Origin of the sequence: Kribbella sp. VKM Ac-2566 (genome assembly GCF_004366005.1) — a bacterium.
Taxonomy (GTDB): domain Bacteria; phylum Actinomycetota; class Actinomycetes; order Propionibacteriales; family Kribbellaceae; genus Kribbella; species Kribbella pratensis.
The window spans coordinates 83688-99485 of record NZ_SODT01000009.1; the positions used below are offsets into that span (position 1 = coordinate 83688).

15 protein-coding genes are annotated in these 15798 nt (G+C 68.6%); 6 read left to right on the forward strand and 9 right to left on the reverse strand.

Annotated features, from left to right (window positions below):
* Window positions 1-52: 52 nt before the first annotated feature.
* Window positions 53-928 (reverse strand): aldo/keto reductase, encoded by an 876-nt coding sequence (locus EV647_RS11930; protein ID WP_134002140.1) that lies wholly within the window; start codon window positions 926-928, stop codon window positions 53-55.
* Between the two features lie 151 nt (window positions 929-1079).
* Between EV647_RS11930 and EV647_RS11935 the strand changes: the two genes are divergently transcribed.
* Together EV647_RS11935 and EV647_RS11940 are read left to right on the forward strand one after the other, a co-directional pair.
* On the forward strand, window positions 1080-2603 hold the full coding sequence (locus tag EV647_RS11935; RefSeq protein WP_238177162.1) for an alkaline phosphatase: 1524 nt from the start codon (window positions 1080-1082) through the stop codon (window positions 2601-2603).
* Window positions 2603-3412: a polysaccharide lyase family protein gene (locus EV647_RS11940; RefSeq protein ID WP_134002143.1), complete on the forward strand. Its 810-nt coding sequence runs from the start codon at window positions 2603-2605 to the stop codon at window positions 3410-3412. Before EV647_RS11935 ends, EV647_RS11940 begins: the two co-directional genes overlap by 1 nt.
* Before the next feature lie 2 nt (window positions 3413-3414).
* Here EV647_RS11940 and EV647_RS11945 read toward each other — a convergent pair whose 3' ends face one another.
* On the reverse strand, window positions 3415-4995 hold the full coding sequence (locus tag EV647_RS11945) for an alkaline phosphatase (protein WP_134002145.1): 1581 nt from the start codon (window positions 4993-4995) through the stop codon (window positions 3415-3417).
* A gap of 170 nt (window positions 4996-5165) precedes the next feature.
* Between EV647_RS11945 and EV647_RS11950 the strand changes: the two genes are divergently transcribed.
* From EV647_RS11950 to EV647_RS11960, 3 genes are read left to right on the forward strand one after another with little or no spacing between them, the layout of a single operon-like run.
* Window positions 5166-5396, forward strand: a complete 231-nt coding sequence (locus EV647_RS11950) for an antitoxin VbhA family protein (RefSeq protein WP_134002147.1) — start codon at window positions 5166-5168, stop codon at window positions 5394-5396.
* The gene (locus tag EV647_RS11955; RefSeq protein WP_134002149.1) at window positions 5393-6211 is read left to right on the forward strand and encodes a Fic family protein; all 819 of its coding nucleotides are present in this window, start codon (window positions 5393-5395) and stop codon (window positions 6209-6211) included. Before EV647_RS11950 ends, EV647_RS11955 begins: the two co-directional genes overlap by 4 nt.
* Window positions 6212-6230: 19 nt before the next feature.
* Window positions 6231-6713, forward strand: a complete 483-nt coding sequence (locus EV647_RS11960; protein ID WP_134002151.1) for a GNAT family N-acetyltransferase — start codon at window positions 6231-6233, stop codon at window positions 6711-6713.
* Between the two features lie 425 nt (window positions 6714-7138).
* On the opposite strand, the gene EV647_RS11965 is transcribed toward EV647_RS11960, so the two are convergent.
* The 6 genes from EV647_RS11965 to EV647_RS11990 form a co-directional block, all read right to left on the reverse strand.
* Window positions 7139-8578 carry a diguanylate cyclase domain-containing protein gene (locus tag EV647_RS11965; RefSeq protein WP_134002153.1) on the reverse strand — a complete coding sequence of 480 codons (1440 nt, stop codon included), beginning with the start codon at window positions 8576-8578 and terminating at the stop codon, window positions 7139-7141.
* An 81-nt stretch (window positions 8579-8659) separates the two neighbouring features.
* On the reverse strand, window positions 8660-9415 hold the full coding sequence (locus EV647_RS11970; RefSeq protein ID WP_134002156.1) for a sugar phosphate isomerase/epimerase: 756 nt from the start codon (window positions 9413-9415) through the stop codon (window positions 8660-8662).
* Window positions 9416-9430: 15 nt separating this feature from the next.
* Window positions 9431-10246 carry a sugar phosphate isomerase/epimerase gene (locus EV647_RS11975; protein ID WP_134002158.1) on the reverse strand — a complete coding sequence of 272 codons (816 nt, stop codon included), beginning with the start codon at window positions 10244-10246 and terminating at the stop codon, window positions 9431-9433.
* A complete protein-coding gene (locus EV647_RS11980; RefSeq protein WP_134002160.1) occupies window positions 10243-11409 on the reverse strand; it encodes a dihydrodipicolinate synthase family protein in 1167 nt (388 codons plus the stop codon). Before EV647_RS11980 ends, EV647_RS11975 begins: the two co-directional genes overlap by 4 nt.
* Window positions 11409-12569: a Gfo/Idh/MocA family protein gene (locus EV647_RS11985; protein ID WP_134002162.1), complete on the reverse strand. Its 1161-nt coding sequence runs from the start codon at window positions 12567-12569 to the stop codon at window positions 11409-11411. The genes EV647_RS11980 and EV647_RS11985 overlap by 1 nt, the downstream gene beginning before the upstream one ends.
* Window positions 12566-13315 carry a cupin domain-containing protein gene (locus EV647_RS11990; RefSeq protein WP_134002164.1) on the reverse strand — a complete coding sequence of 250 codons (750 nt, stop codon included), beginning with the start codon at window positions 13313-13315 and terminating at the stop codon, window positions 12566-12568. The genes EV647_RS11985 and EV647_RS11990 overlap by 4 nt, the downstream gene beginning before the upstream one ends.
* A 200-nt stretch (window positions 13316-13515) precedes the next feature.
* On the opposite strand from EV647_RS11990, the gene EV647_RS11995 reads away from it, so the two are divergent.
* Window positions 13516-14370, forward strand: a complete 855-nt coding sequence (locus tag EV647_RS11995; RefSeq protein WP_134002166.1) for a hypothetical protein — start codon at window positions 13516-13518, stop codon at window positions 14368-14370.
* Here the strand turns inward: EV647_RS11995 and EV647_RS12000 are convergent.
* Window positions 14357-15775 (reverse strand): FGGY family carbohydrate kinase, encoded by a 1419-nt coding sequence (locus EV647_RS12000; RefSeq protein ID WP_134002168.1) that lies wholly within the window; start codon window positions 15773-15775, stop codon window positions 14357-14359. The genes EV647_RS11995 and EV647_RS12000 overlap by 14 nt on opposite strands.
* Window positions 15776-15798: the final 23 nt, after the last annotated feature.

Consider the following 15798-nt stretch of genomic DNA (forward strand, 5'->3'; position numbering starts at 1 on the left):
TCAGGTCGCGTCGAGCGTTGCGACCTGACCGACGGTACCCGAGGCCCGGGTTTCAGGCGGCGTCGAGTGCGGCGACCTGCTCGGCCGTGAGTTGCAGATCGACCGCGGCGTAGGAGTCGCGGATCGTCTCGGGGCGGCTGGAACCCGGGATCGGGATCACGTACGGCGACTTGGCGAGCATCCACGCCAGCGTCAGGCGTTGCGGCGAGACGCCGAACTCCGCCGCCAGCGTGTGGAACGCGGGGTGCTTCGCGCCCAGGTCGCCGGCCCGGCTGATGCCGCCCAGCGGCGACCAGGGCAGGAAGGCGATGCCGAGGGAGTCGCACAGCTCGAGCTCCGGCTCGCTGGACCGGAACGCCGGCGAGAACTGGTTCTGCACCGACACCAGCCGCCCACCCAGGATCTCCTGGGCCTGCTTGATCTGCGCGGGGTTCGCGTTCGAGATGCCGGCCATCCGGATCTTGCCGGCGTCGAGCAGGTCGCGGATCGCGCCGATCGAGTCCTCGTACGGCGTCTTCGGGTCGGGCCGGTGGAACTGGTACAGCCCGATCGCCTCGACACCGAGCCGCTTCAGCGACGCCTCGGCCGCCTCCGCGAGATACTTCGGGGACCCGTTCTGCGTCCAGCTCCCGTCGCCGGGCCGGAGGTGGCCGCCCTTCGTCGCCACCAGGACGTCCGAGGTGTCACCGCCGTACGACGCCAGTGCCTTGGCGATCAGGCTCTCGTTGTGACCGTCGTCGGTCGCGGTCAGGTGGTACGCGTCGGCGGTGTCGATCAGCGTGATCCCGGCGTCCAGCGCGGCGTGGATGGTCGCGATCGAGCGGGCTTCGTCGGGCCGGCCCTCGATCGACATCGGCATCCCGCCGAGCCCGATCGCGGACACCTCGACGTCACCGATCCTGCGGGTCTTGTTCGTGTCAGCTGCCATAGGTCCAACCTCCCGCGCGCGGACTGCGAAATCCAACAGGAATCTCCGCAGGGATTCAGCACCACGAGTGGTCAATGTAGTCAAGGGCTTACAAATAGAAGTGTTGTTACGTAAGAATATGGCGGAACTCGCCCGAGGAACGGAGCCGCCAGTGCCGTCCCGTCGTACCTTTCTCCAGCTCACCGGCCTGAGCGCGGTCTCGGTCACGCTCGGCATCTCCGCGCCGACCGCGGCCGACGCCACCCCGGCCCGCCCGATCCCGGACGGCGCGTTCGCCCTCGGCGTCGCGTCCGGCGATCCACGCCCCGACGGCTTCGTGCTGTGGACCCGGCTCGCCCCTGACCCGCTCGCCGTCGACGGCCACGGCGGCATGCCGAACGGTGAGGTGCCGGTGCAGTGGGAGGTGGCCGAGGACAGTCGCTTCCGGATCGTCGTACGGCGAGGGCTCGCGATCGCCTCGCCCGACCTGGCGCACGCCGTCCACCCGGAGGTACGTGGTCTCCGGCCGGGACGCGAGTACTTCTATCGCTTCCGCGTCGGCACGCAGGTCAGCCCGGTCGGTCGCACCAAGACGCTGCCGGCGTACGGCGACCAGTTCACGTTCGCGACCGCGTCCTGCCAGGCCTGGTACCACGGCTACTTCGCCGCGCATCGCGACATCGCCCGGCGCGCCCCGGATGCGGTGTTCTTCCTCGGCGACTACATCTACGAGTACGGGATCGTTGCCGGTGACAACCTTTGGCGCGCGGGCGTCACGGTCGCACCGGAGCACGGCGTCGAGATCGAGACGCTGGAGCAGTACCGCTTGCGCTACAGCCTGTTCAAGACCGACCCCGATCTCCAGGCGGCGCACGCGGTCGCGCCCTGGTTCCTGGTCTGGGACGACCACGAGGTGCAGAACAACTACGGCGCCGCCAACTCGCTGTACGGCGTACCGCCCGAGCTCTTCGTCCATCGCCGTGCCGTCGCGTACCGCGCGTACTACGAGAACGCGCCGCTCGCCCTCGGCAGCCTGCCGCAGGGTCCGGACGGCCGCATCTACCGCCGGTACGACATCGGCTCACTCGCGAGGGTCCATCTCCTCGACACCCGCCAGTACCGCGACCCGTTGCCTGTCGACGAGGCCGATCGCGTCTCCGAGAAGCGCACGATCATGGGTGCCGAGCAGGAAACCTGGCTGTACGACGGACTTCGCGGCTCGCGCGCGCCGTGGAACATCGTCGCGGGCGGCGTCGTACTCAGCGCTGTCACCGACGATCGCACCGAGCAATGGGACGGCTATCCGGCGAACCGCCGCCGCGTCCTCGATGCGATGGGTGGAGCCGGGACGTCGGTGATGCTCACCGGCGACATCCACCGCCACGTCGCGTCGGAGCTCAAACTCGACTTCGCCGACCCCGCCTCGCGGACCGTCGGAGTCGAGCTCGTCTGCTCGTCGGTCGGCTCGAACGGCGACGGCACCGACACCGACACGTACGCGAAGGACTGGCTGCAGCACCCGTACATGAAGCTCTACAACGCCCGTCGCGGCTACGTGCACAGCACGATGACGCGCTCCGAGCTGACCACCGAGTTCGTGAACTTCCCGTACATCCAGGCCGACGCGAACGCTCAGCCGAACGTCGTCGCCCGCTTCCGCACGCCCGTTGCCGATCCCCGCCTGGAGGCACTGTGATGCGTCGACCACCAGCAATCACCGGCCTACGTGGCGCCGGCGGCATCAGAATCGTGACGCTCGACTGGAAGCCCGTCTCGTGGGCGACCGTCGTCGACCACTACGCGGTGTACGCCGACGGGACCCTGATCGGCAAGACCGTCTACCCGCACTTCGTGCACCGCGGTCTCGGTTTCACCGGCGTCACGCGGTCGTACTCGGTCGTGACGGTCGATGCTGCAGGCAACCGGTCCGCACAGTCGCCGGCGACGGCGGTCGCGAACCTGACGTCCGTCACGATCTCCGGTACGCCGATCGCGACGGTCGGCACGTTCGACGGCAAGGGTTCCGAGTTGGCCCTCTCGCCGAAGGGCTACGCCCAGTACCCGACCCGCTTCCCGTCGGACGTCGACTACACGTTCGGTACGTCGACCCCGGCCGCGGACTGGTCCTACCTCCTACCCGGTCCGGCGGACAAGTGGGCCGGCACGAAGAACCACCGCGCCACGTTCCGCTTCGACCTTCCCGCCGTACCCGAACAGGATCTCGACCTCGCGCTCTGGTTGATCGACAGTCACGCCAGCCTCGCGGCCTCGGCGCTCCTGACGATCAACGGCACCGAGGCCAGCCGCCTCACCTTCGCGAACGGCGCCACCAAGGGCTCGACCATTGCCGACAGCACCTACCCGGGATCGCCGCTCAAACCGTCGTACCTCGAGCTTCCGTTGCCGAAGGCCCTCTTCCGCCCCGGGCAGAACACCCTCGAACTCTTCAAAGACCAAGGTTCTTGGATCGCCTACGACGCCCTGGGGGTCTTCGCCCGACGTTAAGGTCAGGCTGAGTGGACGTGCGGGCGGCGGTCCTCGACGACGTACGTCGCGCGCGTGCTGATCGGAGCGCCCGGCGTGTCGACGTACGGCACGACCCGGAAGTCGTTGCGCCACTCGTGCTGGTCGATCGTGACGCGCGAGTAGCCGCGCTGTGAGTTGAAGAACTTCAGGTGCGGGTTCGCGGCCAGGAACTGCTGACCCTGGTCCGTCGTGTCGGCGCCGTTGCCGCCGCTGGTGATCGACGTACCGACGAACTCGGTGCCGACCGTTGCCGAGTCCGGGTTCGCGAAGTCGCGTTTCAGTTCGAGCGCGTAGTTCTGGTGCCGGTCGCCGGTGATCACCACCAGGTTGCGGACGCCGCTGTCCTGCGCGGCCGCGAGCACCTTGTTGCGCTCGGCAACATAACCGTCCCACGGGTCCAGCCAGACGTGGGTCTCCGGGCCCGGCGTCCAGTCGGTCTGGCCCATCGGGGTCTGGTTGCCGATCACCTGCCAGCGCGCCTTCGAGCGGCGGAAACCGTCCAGCAGCCAGGCGCGCTGCTTGCCGCCGAGCATCGTGTTGTCCGGGTCGAACCGGTCGTCGCACGTGGACGAGTCGCCGTCACCGCACGGCTGGTCGCTGCGGTACTGGCGGGTGTCGAGGATCGTGAAGTCCGCGAGCCGGCCGTACGGGAGCCGGCGGTGGTAGCGGATGTCCGGCCCGGACGGCATCTGCTCGTGCCGCACCGGCAGGTTCTCGTACATCGCCTGGAACGCCTGGGCGCGGCGGGCGCGGAAGACGGCCGGGTCCTGGTCCGGCTCGGTGTCGAGCTGGGAGAGGTCGCCGGCCCAGTTGTTCTCCACCTCGTGGTCGTCGAACGTGTGGATCCACGGGTGCGCGGCGTGCGCGGCCTGCAGCGGGGCCTCGGTCTTGTACAGCGAGTACTGCAGCCGGTATCGCGCGAGGTCGAACGTCTCGGTGTGGAACCGCGGGTCGGTGGTCACGCCGCGCTTGTTGGTCTTCACGCCGGACTCGTACAGGTAGTCGCCGAGGTGCACGACCAGGTCGAGGTCTTCGTCGGCCATGTGGTCGTACGCCGTGAAGTACCCGTCCTGCCAGGCGTTGCAGGACGCGAACGCGAACCGCAGCTCGCGCGGGTTCGCCAGCGGGTGCGGGGCGGTTCGGGTCCGGCCGGTCGGCGAGACCTCGTGACCCGTGCGGAAGCGGTAGTAGTACACGTGGTCCGGCAGCAGGCCGCGGACCTCGGGGTGGACGCTGTGCCCGAGTTCAGGGGTTGCGACGACGCTGGAGCGCCGTACGACGTGGCGGAAGTTCTCGTCGTACGCGACCTCGTACTCGACCCGGACCGGGCGTGCGGGCATGCCGCCCTTCCCGTCGACGGCGTACGGATCGGTGGCCAGACGGGTCCACAGCACAACCCCGTCGTACTGCGGATCGCCCGAGGCGACCCCGAGCGTGAACGGGTTGCCGGTGCCGGACGGGGACGCGTACGTGGTCGAGGCGTCCCAGGCCCCGGTGCCGAGCAGTACGGCGGCAGCGCCCGTACCCCCGTACCCGAGGAAGCGACGGCGGGAGACAGGCATTGTTTCCTCCAGGAATGGGCGGTCGAAGCGCTGTCAGTGTTCAGGCGGTGGGTGGCGGTGGCTTGACGCGGAGGTTAACGACTCAGTTCGGTAAATTAACGAGAGTGAACGGTAGGAACCGGAGCTTCGCTAGGCTGACCGGAATTGCCGACTACACGGGGAGCTGACCGATGCCGTACGAACCGTGCCGCTACGCGCGCCGGTGGCCGGACCTGTTCGACCAACTCGACGACGAGCAGAAGCAGCGGGTCAGCGACGCGCTGGCGAACAACCGCCTGGAGGGCTGGGAACCCGGCCGGGACGACGTCGCTGATCTGATCGACCGCGAACTGGGCCGGATCGACACCGCGGAGTACATCCGCCGGACGCTGTCGAAGGTGACCGACGGCGGACCGGCGTGACCGAGGAGGTCTCGCCGGAGGAAGCCGCGGAGGCCGCCGCCAGGAAGCAGCGCTGGGACGCGTACTTCTGGGAGCCGGGCAGCTGTCTGAAGAACAAGCTCGACATCAAGAACCCGATCGAGCTGCACTTCGCCGAGTACAGGCTGCGGGCCGTCCGGCAGGGCGAGATCGACCGCGGTGAGGTCGACATCCCGCGCACGTACGACAAGGCGCACCTGCAGGCGATCCACAAACACATGTTCCAGGACGTGTACGACTGGGCCGGGAAGTTCCGGGACGTGAACATCTCCAAGCAGGGCAACCCGTTCGTGCCGGCCGATCGCCTGGACAAGTGGACCGACAAGGTCAGTGCGAAGGTCAAGGACAAGGACTGGTCGACGATGTCGCGCGAGGAGTTCGTGCAGAGCATCGCCGAGGTGTACAGCTACCAGAACCTCACGCACCCGTTCCGCGAAGGAAACGGCGCGACCGCCAAGCAGTTCATCAGCCACGTGTCCGAGATGTCGCCGTACCGCCTCGACTTCGACCGGGTCGAGCGGGACGAGTGGAACGCGGCGTCGAGTGCGTCGTACCCGGAAGACCTGCAGAAGAGCACGGACCCGGACCCGCGGAAGATGTACGCCGTCTTCGACAAGCTGACCGTCGAACGCGGCTCCGTCCTGCGCGCCGACCCGGAACTGGCAGCCGCCCTGCAGTTGCAGAACTCGACGTACGCCGGGATCGACGAGTCGGAGCAGATCGACGTCGACGACACGCGTCCAGGCGCCCATGCCGTCGAGCTGGAAGCCGAGGCGGGGGCCGAGCGCCAGACCTGACCGGTGCAGGATAGGCCGTATGCAGACCGACGAACGCATCCGCCGTGCCCGGCCGGAGGACATCCCGGCGATCGTGGAACTGGTGTACGCGCTCGCGGAGTACGAACGTGCTCCCGAGGAGTGCCACCTGACCGCGGACCAACTCCGGACCGCCCTCTTCGGCGACACCCCCGCCGCGTTCTGCCACGTCGCCGAACACGAGGGCCAGGTAGCCGGCTGCGCGATCTGGTTCCTGAGCTTCTCCACCTGGCGCGGCGTCCACGGCATCTACCTCGAAGACCTCTTCGTCCGCCCCGAAACCCGCGGCACCGGCCTTGGCAAAGCCCTCCTCACCGCCCTCGCCCAGGAATGCGTCCGCAACAACTACGAACGCCTCGAATGGTCCGTCCTCAACTGGAACACCCCCGCCATCGACTTCTACAAGTCCCTGGGCGCCAAACCCCAAGACGAATGGACCATCTACCGCCTGACCGACGAACCCCTCAAAACCCTCGGCTCATAACCTGAGCAGGAGACGCTAACCCCACGCGCCGAGCGACCGTCCCGGCGCGAAGGTGAAGGGTGGGGGTTGGGGAGTCCTGCCTACCCAGATCGGGCAGTAACTCTCCCCACCCCGGAGACAGATCCAACCAACCACAGGCCTTGGCACACCACTCGGGACAGGCGGTGGTGGGGCGGGACCTGCTATTGCCTGTCCCCAGTCACCAGCACCTGTCCCCACCCCCGCCGCCGCGCGTCGCGAACGGTCGCGCGCCAGTCACTCGACGGTGTGCAAGCTCGACAGGTAGAGCACCAGGGAGACGCCGTACGCAGGAGCACATTCACGCTCAGGTGCACTACCCGGCCACCCGACATCTCCTGTTCAAAATGCACGCGCCCTTCACTGCATCGCCTCAACCACCCGCACCGCGAGCCGAACCCCCACTCCTAAAGGCGGCGGTTCTTGGCGGTGTACATGGCCTGGTCGGCTTCGTGGAGGAGGGCGTCGAGGTCTGTGGTGGTGGGGGTGATGGGGACGGTGCCGACGCTCGTGGTGACCTTGACGGCGATGTTGGGGAGGGGGCGGCTGACGGCGGTTTCGAGGCGGGTGATGAGGGTGGCGAGGTCGTCGGCGGTGATGTCTTCGGCCAGTACGGCGAACTCGTCGCCTCCCAACCGCGCAACGGTGTCGCCGTGGCGGACCGCCGTACTCAGCCGGGTCGCGATCTCGCGGAGTGCGCGGTCGCCGGCCTCATGCCCGTAGCCGTCGTTGACGAGCTTGAAATGGTTGAGGTCGCAGAACAGCAGGGCTCCAGGGCGGCCCGTGGCCCGGGTCTGCTCGAGGACCTTCGTGAACCGGTGCTGCAGGAGGCGGCGGTTCGGTAGGCCGGTCAGCGGGTCGTGCGCGGCGTGGTGCCGGAGTTCGCGTTCGGCGTCCTTGCGGGCGGTCACGTCGTCGATCTGGACGAGCAGGATCCGCGGCCGCCCGGCGCCTTGCGTGACGAGTGCCGCCGTACCGGCGAGCCAGATCGCGTTCCCGCTCGGCTGCGTGAACACCCGCTCGAAGCGGTACGTACCGTTGCTAGCGGCAACCTCTTCCAGCTCGCTCCGGGTCTGATCCGGCTCCTCGTCGCGCAGGAAGCTCACCAGCCGCGTCCCGAGCAACTGGTCCGGCGTGTAGCCGGTGATCCGGCAGAACGCGTCGTTCACCCGCAGGATCCGGCCCAGCTCCGGCCCGTCGAACGCGACCGTCGCCATCCCGTTCCCGGCGCCCTCGAAGACGAGCCGGAACGTCGCCTCGCTCGCCTCCAGCCGGGTCTTCTCGGCCAGCAGCCGATCGGTCAACCGCGCCTTGTCGATCGCCAGCCCGGCCTGGGTCGCGAAGATCTCCAGAAGCTCCCGGTGGATCGGACCCGGCCGGCGCTGGTCCTCGGGCAGGTCGACCGACAGCATCCCGACCAAGTCGCCGTCCGACGAGTACAGCGGCGCGAACAGCGCGTCCAGCGGATGCCACGCGTCCGGCGCGTCGGACACCGGTACGTCGGGCACCCAGCCGGTCACCTCGCCCTCCGGCAGCCGCTCGTGCGGGACGAACCGGAGCTTGCCCCACGCGTCCGCGATCGCGAACTCGGCGTCGAACAGGTCCGACGCGCTCACCTTCCCGAGCAGCGCCGCCCGGGCCTCCGGCGACCCGGCGACGGCGATCACCTCGAACTTCCCGTCCGGGTGCCGGATATTCAGGACCGCGATGCCGAAGCCGAGCCCGTTCACGACGCCGTCGACGACCGCCTGCAGCGTTTCGGCAAGGCTTCGCCCGGCCCCCATCCGCGCGCTCACCTCGTACAGGCGACGGACGGCAGACAGCCGGACCGATGGCTCGTTCTGCACTCGTTGAGAATAGGCCGATTTCACCGGGGGTGAGCACTCGTATCCACAGCTGACCCGGTTAAGCGTTTGTTGTCACAGGACTCAGTACCGGAGTTCGGTCAGTCCGCGGTAGCTGCGCTCGGCCGAGTGCCAGGCGTCCGTGGGCTTGTCGTGCTCGACCAGGTACTGCTCCACGCCTCCCGACTCCGCGTGCGCGAACATCGCGCCGAAGTCGAGTTTTCCGGCTCCGACGTCCTCCCAGGACCCGTCCTCGGCCATGTCCTTGACGTGCAGCGCCGGGAACCGGCCCGGGTGCTCCTGGAACAGCTTCGCCGGGTCGTGCCCGCCGTCGACCGCCCAGTACAGGTCCAGCTCGAACCCGAGCAGCTCCGGGTCCACGTCCAGCAGGATGTCGTACAGCACCTGCCCGTCGACCTCGTCGAAGTCCCGGCCGTGGTTGTGGAACAGCAGCTTCAGCCCGGCGTCCCGCGCCGCCTTCCCGGCCTCGGTGAACGCGGCCGCGGCGGTCTTGAAGCCCTCGACCGAGTGCAGCTCGGAAGGAATCGACGGTACGACGACCCACTGCGCCCCGAGCGTCTGTACGTCGGCCAGCGCGCCGGCCCAGTCGTCGCTCATCCGCGCGTACCCGACATGCTCCAGCACGATCGACAGCTCGGCGTCGTCCGCGAACCCACGGATCTCCGCCGCGGTGTGGTCGAACCGCCCACTCACCCCCACCGTGCGGTACCCGATCCCGGCGAGCCGCTTCAGCGTCCCCGGATAGTCCTCGGCCAGCACATCTCGCATCGTGTAGAGGTGCATCCCGATTCCGTCGGCAGGAATGGTCCGGTCAGTCATACAGGCAGCTCCTTGTCAGAGGACGTGTTCCTGATACCTCGCCAGCGCCAGGTCGAAGACCTCCTGTCCCGGCGCGTCCCACAGTTGCTGGTTGAAGATCTCGACCTCGATCGGTCCGTCGTACCCGGCCGCGTCGCAGGCCTCGCGGAGCCGGCGCAGCTCGATCGAACCGTCGCCCATCATGCCGCGCCCGAGCAGCGTGTCCGCGGGCAGCGGGACCACCCAGTCGCTGACCTGGTACGACACGATCCGCTCGCCGGCCCGCTCGATCTGCCGGTACACGTCCGCGTCCCACCACAGGTGGTAGGCGTCCACGATCACACCGACCTGCGACGCCGGGAACTGCTCCGCCAGGTCGAGCGCGCCGCCCAGCGACGACACCACGCACCGGTCCGAGCAGAACATCGGGTGCAGCGCCTCGACCGCCAGCGTGACACCGCGTTCTTCGGCGTACGGCGCCAGCTCGGCGATCCCGTCGCGCACCATGCCGCGGGCGCCGTCGAGGTCACGTGATCCGGGCGGCAGTCCACCGCTGACGAGGATGAGCACCGACGTACCGACCGTCGCGGCCTCGTCGATCGCGCGCCGGTTGTCCTCGATCTTCGCCTTCCGCTCGACCGCGTCGGTCGACGTGAAGAAGCCGCTACGGCACAACGACGAGACCTTCAGGCCGGCGTCCGCGACCAGACGAGCCGCCTTGTCGACGCCGTACTCCTGGATCGGCTCGCGCCACAGCCCGATCCACTCCAGACCGGCCTTCGCGCTCGCTGCGACGACGTCCTCGAGCGGCCAGTACTTCGTGGTCGCCTGGTTGAGGCTGTACCTGTTCACGCGTCGATCCCACTCACGCGCAACAGCTGCCGGAACCGATCGACGGCCAGCTCGGGATTCGTCAGTACGCCGGCCTGGTCCGCGAGCCGGAACGTGTCCGCGAGATGCGGCAGCGACCGTCCCGTCTGCAGGCCACCGACCATCGTGAACCCGGGCTGGAACCCGTTGAGCCAAGCCAGGAAGGCGATGCCGGTCTTGTAGTAGTACGTCGGCGCGGAGAAGATCTGGCGCGCCAACGGGACCGTCGGCGCGAACACCTTCTCGTACGTCTCCAGGTCACCCTCGTCCAGAGCCTTGAGTGCAGCTGCTGCCGCCGGTGCGATCGCGGCGAAGATCCCGAGCAGCGCGTCGCTGTGCCGTTCGCCGTCGCCGCGGATCAGTTCGGGGTAGTTGAAGTCGTCCCCGGTGTAGAGCCGGACGCCCTCGGGGAGGCGGTTGCGCAGGGCAACTTCCTTCGAGGCGTCGAGGAGCGAGATCTTGATGCCGTCGACCTTTGACACGTTGTCGTTGATCAGCTCGACCACGGTGTCCGCTGCCGCGTCCACCGAGGCGCTTCCCCAGTAGCCTTCGAGCGCGGGATCGAACATCGAGCCCAGCCAGTGCAGGATGACCGGTCGGGTCGACTGCGTGAGTAGACGGTCGTACACCTTGCGGTAGTCGTCGGGGGATTCGGCTGCAGCACACAACGCACGACTGGCCATCATGATCGGCTGCGCCTCGGCCGCCTCCGCGACGGCGAGCTGCTCCTCGTAGGCGGAGATCACGTCTTCGAGCGAATGCTTGCCGGGGGCAAGCTGATCGGTTCCCGCGCCGACCGCGATCCGGCCGTCGGGTGCCTCGGCCGCCGAGCGGCGGATCAGTTCCTGCGTGGCCTTCCAGTCGAGGCCCATCCCACGTTGCGCGGTGTCCATCGCCTCCGCGACCGACAGCCCGAGCGACCACAGGTGCCGCCGGAACTCCAGCGTGTGCTCCCAGTCGATCACGGCAGGCGCACCCGGCGAGTTGTCACCCAACGGATCCGCAACCACATGCGCCGCCGCGAACGCCAACCGCGAGCTCGCCGGGGAATAGGTGCCTTGAGCAACCGGCTGACCGATGAGGCGATACTTCTCCAGTCCGCCGGAGGCGGTGGGATCAGCCGGGAGGCGGAGCTCCAGGGCCATCAGTTGGTCCCGAGGTCGAGGGCGGGCACCTCGAGCTTGCGACCTTCGTGCCAGGACTTGAGGCCGAGCTCGGCCAGCTGGACGCCCTTGGCGGCCTCGGCGAAGTCCCAGGTGAACGGGGTGCCGTCGACCACGTGCCGCAGGAACATCTCCCACTGGACCTTGAACCCGTTGTCCATCGGCTCGTTGTCCGGCACCGTCGCCCACTGGTCGCGGAACTTCTCGGTGACCGGGAGGTCCGGGTTCCACACCGGCTTCGGCGTCGCGGACCGGTGCTGGGCGCGGCAGTTCCGCAGGCCGGCGACCGCGGACCCCTCGGTCCCGTCGACGTGGAACTCGACCAGCTCGTCGCGGAACACCCGCGTGGCCCAGGACGAGTTCAGCTGCGCGACGATCCCGCCCTCGAGCTCGAACACGCCGTACGCCGCATCGTCCGCGGTGGCGCTGTACTTGTCGCCGTTCTCGTCGACCCGGGTCGGGATGTGCGTCGCGCCCTGGCAGTACACCGACTTGACCTCGCCGAACAGCTGGTCGAGCACGTACCGCCAGTGGCAGAACATGTCCAGGATGATGCCGCCGCCCTCTTCGGACTTGTAGTTCCAGGACGGCCGCTGCGCCTCCTGCCAGTCGCCCTCGAAGACCCAGTAGCCGAACTCGCCGCGGACCGAGAGGATCCGGCCGAAGAACCCGCCGTCGATCAGCCGCTTCAGCTTCCGCAGGCCGGGCAGCGACAGCTTGTCCATCACCACGCCGTTCTTCAGGCCGGAGTCGAGAACCAGCTTGGCCAGGTCGACGGCCGCGTCCAGGCTCTCGGCGATCGGCTTCTCGCAATAGATCGCCTTGCCGGCCTCGACCGCGGCCCGGACGCCCTTCTCGCGCAGCTGGGTGAGCTGCGAGTCGAAGTAGATCTCCACGTCCGGCGCGGCCAGCGCCTCGGCCAGGTCGGTGGTGTACCGCTCCAGGCCGTACTGTTCGGCGATCCGGCGCAGCTTCAGCTCGTTGCGCCCGACCAGGATCGGTTCGGGGATGATCATCGTGCCGTCCGCGGCGGGGATTCCGCCCTGCTGCCGGATCGCCACGATGGAGCGCTCGAGGTGCTGGCGCAGGCCCATCCGGCCGGTGACGCCGTTCATCACGATGCCGATGCGTCGCTCGTTCACAGTCTTACCTCTCGCGCTTGAGTGTCATAAACATCGAGGCGGCCGCACATGCCGTGCCGGCCGAGCTCGGTGGGGGCGGGGAGTCGATGGAGCTCGGCGGACTGCAGGTGCGGCGCGGTGCCGGCCTCCAGTGCGTCCAGCGCGGCACCGGTCTCGTCCGCGAGTCGGCGGGCGCCGTCTTCCCAGCGCTTCCGCCAGTCCGCGAGTTGCGGCTGCACGATCTGGATCGCCGCCGCGAAGAAGTCGTCCAGCGCCGCGGGTCCTTCCGCCTCGTACCGTTCCCGCAGTACGGCGTACCCCTGCAGCGCGAGGTCGCGCCGGGCCATCGCGGACGCCGTACGGTCCTCGCCCTCACCGGTGAGGGTGGTGGCTCGCAGGTATGTCTCGCGGTCGGTGAGGTGCTCGGGCGGCAACGTCAGGACGGCGTCGCCGGCCTCGGGGAGTCCGGAGTTGGACATCAGCGTGAGGATCTGCAGACCGCCGCCGTTGACCAGCCGGTGGATCGTGCCCGGGTCGAACCAGACCACGGTTCCTGCCTGCAGCGGGGTCTGGGTGTAACCCTTCGTGTTCAGGGTCTGTACGGCGCCGGTGCCGGCAACCACGTAATACCCCTCGGAGCAGGCCAGGTGCACATGCGGCGTACCGCCGACCAGGCCGTCGGGAGCCTCGATGTCGTACACCGTCAGCTTCGAGATGCCGATACCGCCCGGCAGCGCCACGGCCGGTCCGGGCTCGAACTCACACATGTGCGCCTCCCTTCGAGCCTTGGAAAGGGCTTTCCGCAGCTTGTGACCGTAACCATAGGTGGGCGAAAACCTCCCGTCAACCTGTAACGGAAAGCGATCTCCACCACCCGGGTGGAACGGCTGTGAGGTTGGCTACGTCGTAGCCCGTCAACAAGACAAACGCCCTCCGGCCACGGTGCCGGACTCTTGCGGAGGTGGTCATGGCCGAAAGGATCAGTAGACGGCAGGCTCTGTTGCTCGGGGGTGGTGCGCTGGCCGGCGCGGCTACGCTCGGTTCGGTGGCCGCCGCCCAGTCGGCATCAGCGGCTCGACCGGAGGATGCGGCGTCGAGAGCTGCGGCCGGAACCGGGTGGTTCCGGCTGCCGGTGGTGACGGCCAATATCGGGCGTAAGCACCTCGGTGCCCGGGAGGCGGCGATTCGGGCAGTCCGCGGTGGCGATCCGGGGTACCGGCCGTTCGTCGGCTGGCAGGAGATCGGTGAGGGTGACTCGGGTGAGGTGCCGATGATCACGCGGCACTTCGGGAGCAAGTACCACAACGCGTTCCTGCGCGACCCCAAGTCCTTCCGGGTGCCGATCTCGGTGCCGGCGCCGTGGAAGATCGTGAACTCGCAGCGGACCTTCGTCCACGGCGGCATCGCCAACGTGACCCCGCCGCGCTTCATCAACGAGGTGGTCGTCGAGCACACCGCCCACCCAGGGCTGAAGTTCGCCCTGATCAACTCGCACTACATCGCCGGCGCCTACAACGGCAACAACAACCCGAACCTGCGCGACGAGTGGCAGCTGCACAAGAAGCTCCACCGCGAGCGCGTGATGGCCCACCACGACAACGGTCACCTGGTGATCTGGACCGCGGACACCAACAACCCCGGCTACGACCGGGCGACCGGTCAGGACGCCGAGCACAAGGTGTATGCCCACGGCATCGACCGCATCAACTGGCTGCCCGGCGACGGCTCGGTCCGGCTCGATCTGGTCGGGACGAAGACGATCCCGATGAGCGTCGACGGCCACGACGCCCGGCTGGCTGTGTTCCGGATCAAGCTGGCCTGACGCGCACCGAGGCGACCGCCTGGGCCCACTCGGCTCGGCGCCGACCACGATCGCCGGCGTCGGGTTCGGGCTCGAACGTCCGGAAGGACCGCTTTCCGGCCCAGCCGGTCGTCTCCCCGAGTGTGGTCCAGGCCAGCTCGGCCACACCGAGGGCAGATATCTCGGATACGTCGGCAGCCTCGACCGGATGGCCGAGCAGATCCGCCTGCGTCTGCATGAGCAGCTCGGACACGGTCGCGCCGCCGTCCGCGCGGAGACTGCTGAGCGTGCCGGGGATGGTGTCCGTGATGTCGCAGATCTGGTGAGCGACCGCGTCTACCGCCGCGCGCGCGATGTGCGCCCGCGTGGTCGAACTGCTCATCCCGGTCAGTGCCGCCCGCGCTTCGCGATCCCAGTGCGGCGCCCCGAGCCCCGCGAAGGCCGGCACCAGTACGACGCCCTCGGCCGACGGGACAGTCGCCGCGAGCGCCGTCAGCGCGCCGACATTCGGCAGGCCGAGGAGGTCGGCCGTCCAGGCGAGCGCGGCCCCGGACGACACGATGTTCCCTTCCAGCGCGTACATCGGCCGATCGGTCAGCCAGGCGAGCGTGCACCCGCTCGGCACGAAACCGTCCACCGGCGTCATCACCGACGAGCCGGTTCCGTACGTCGCCTTCGCCATCCCTGCCTGCGTGCAGCCCTGCCCGTACATCGCCGCGTGTGAGTCCGCCAGCACGGCCACGATCGGGATGCCGTCGGCCAGTCCCGGTACGTCTTTCGTGACTCCGAAGCCGGCGTTCGACGGCCGTACGTCGGGGAGCGCTGCCCGGGGCACGTTGAACGCTTCGAGTAGTTCGGTCGACCAGTCGAGCTCGAGTGTGTCGTAGAGCAAGGTCCGGGAGGCGTTGCCGGCCTCGGTCAGGTGCTCCTGGCAACCAGTCAGTCGATGGATCAACCAGGCGTCGACGGTGCCGACGTACGCGTCGGACCGGTCGAGGAGCCAGCGCATCTTGGGCGCGGAGAACATCGCGTCCACGCGCAGTCCGGTGCGTCGGCGGACCAGGTCGTCGACGGACGAGGGGAGTTGGGCGCACCACTCGGCGGTTCGTACGTCCTGCCAGCCGAGAACGGGGCCAACCGGTTCGCCCGACCGGTCCCAGCCCACGACGGATTCGCGCTGGGTGGAGAGCGCCACGGCGACGACCTCGACCGAGGCGGAGGAAGACGAGGCGGTGGTCAGGCAGGTGGTGATCGTTGTCAGGACGCTCTGCCACAGGTCGGTCGCGTCTTGTTCGACCCAGCCTGGGCGCGGGGTGGACAGGCCGACCGGGGCGGAGGCGGTGGCGAGGACGTGGCCGGCGGCGGTGACCAGGGCGGCTTTGGAGTTGGTCGTGCCCTGGTCGACCGCCAGTACCGCCTGGACCATCGCCCCTCCAAGTTTCAACTGAG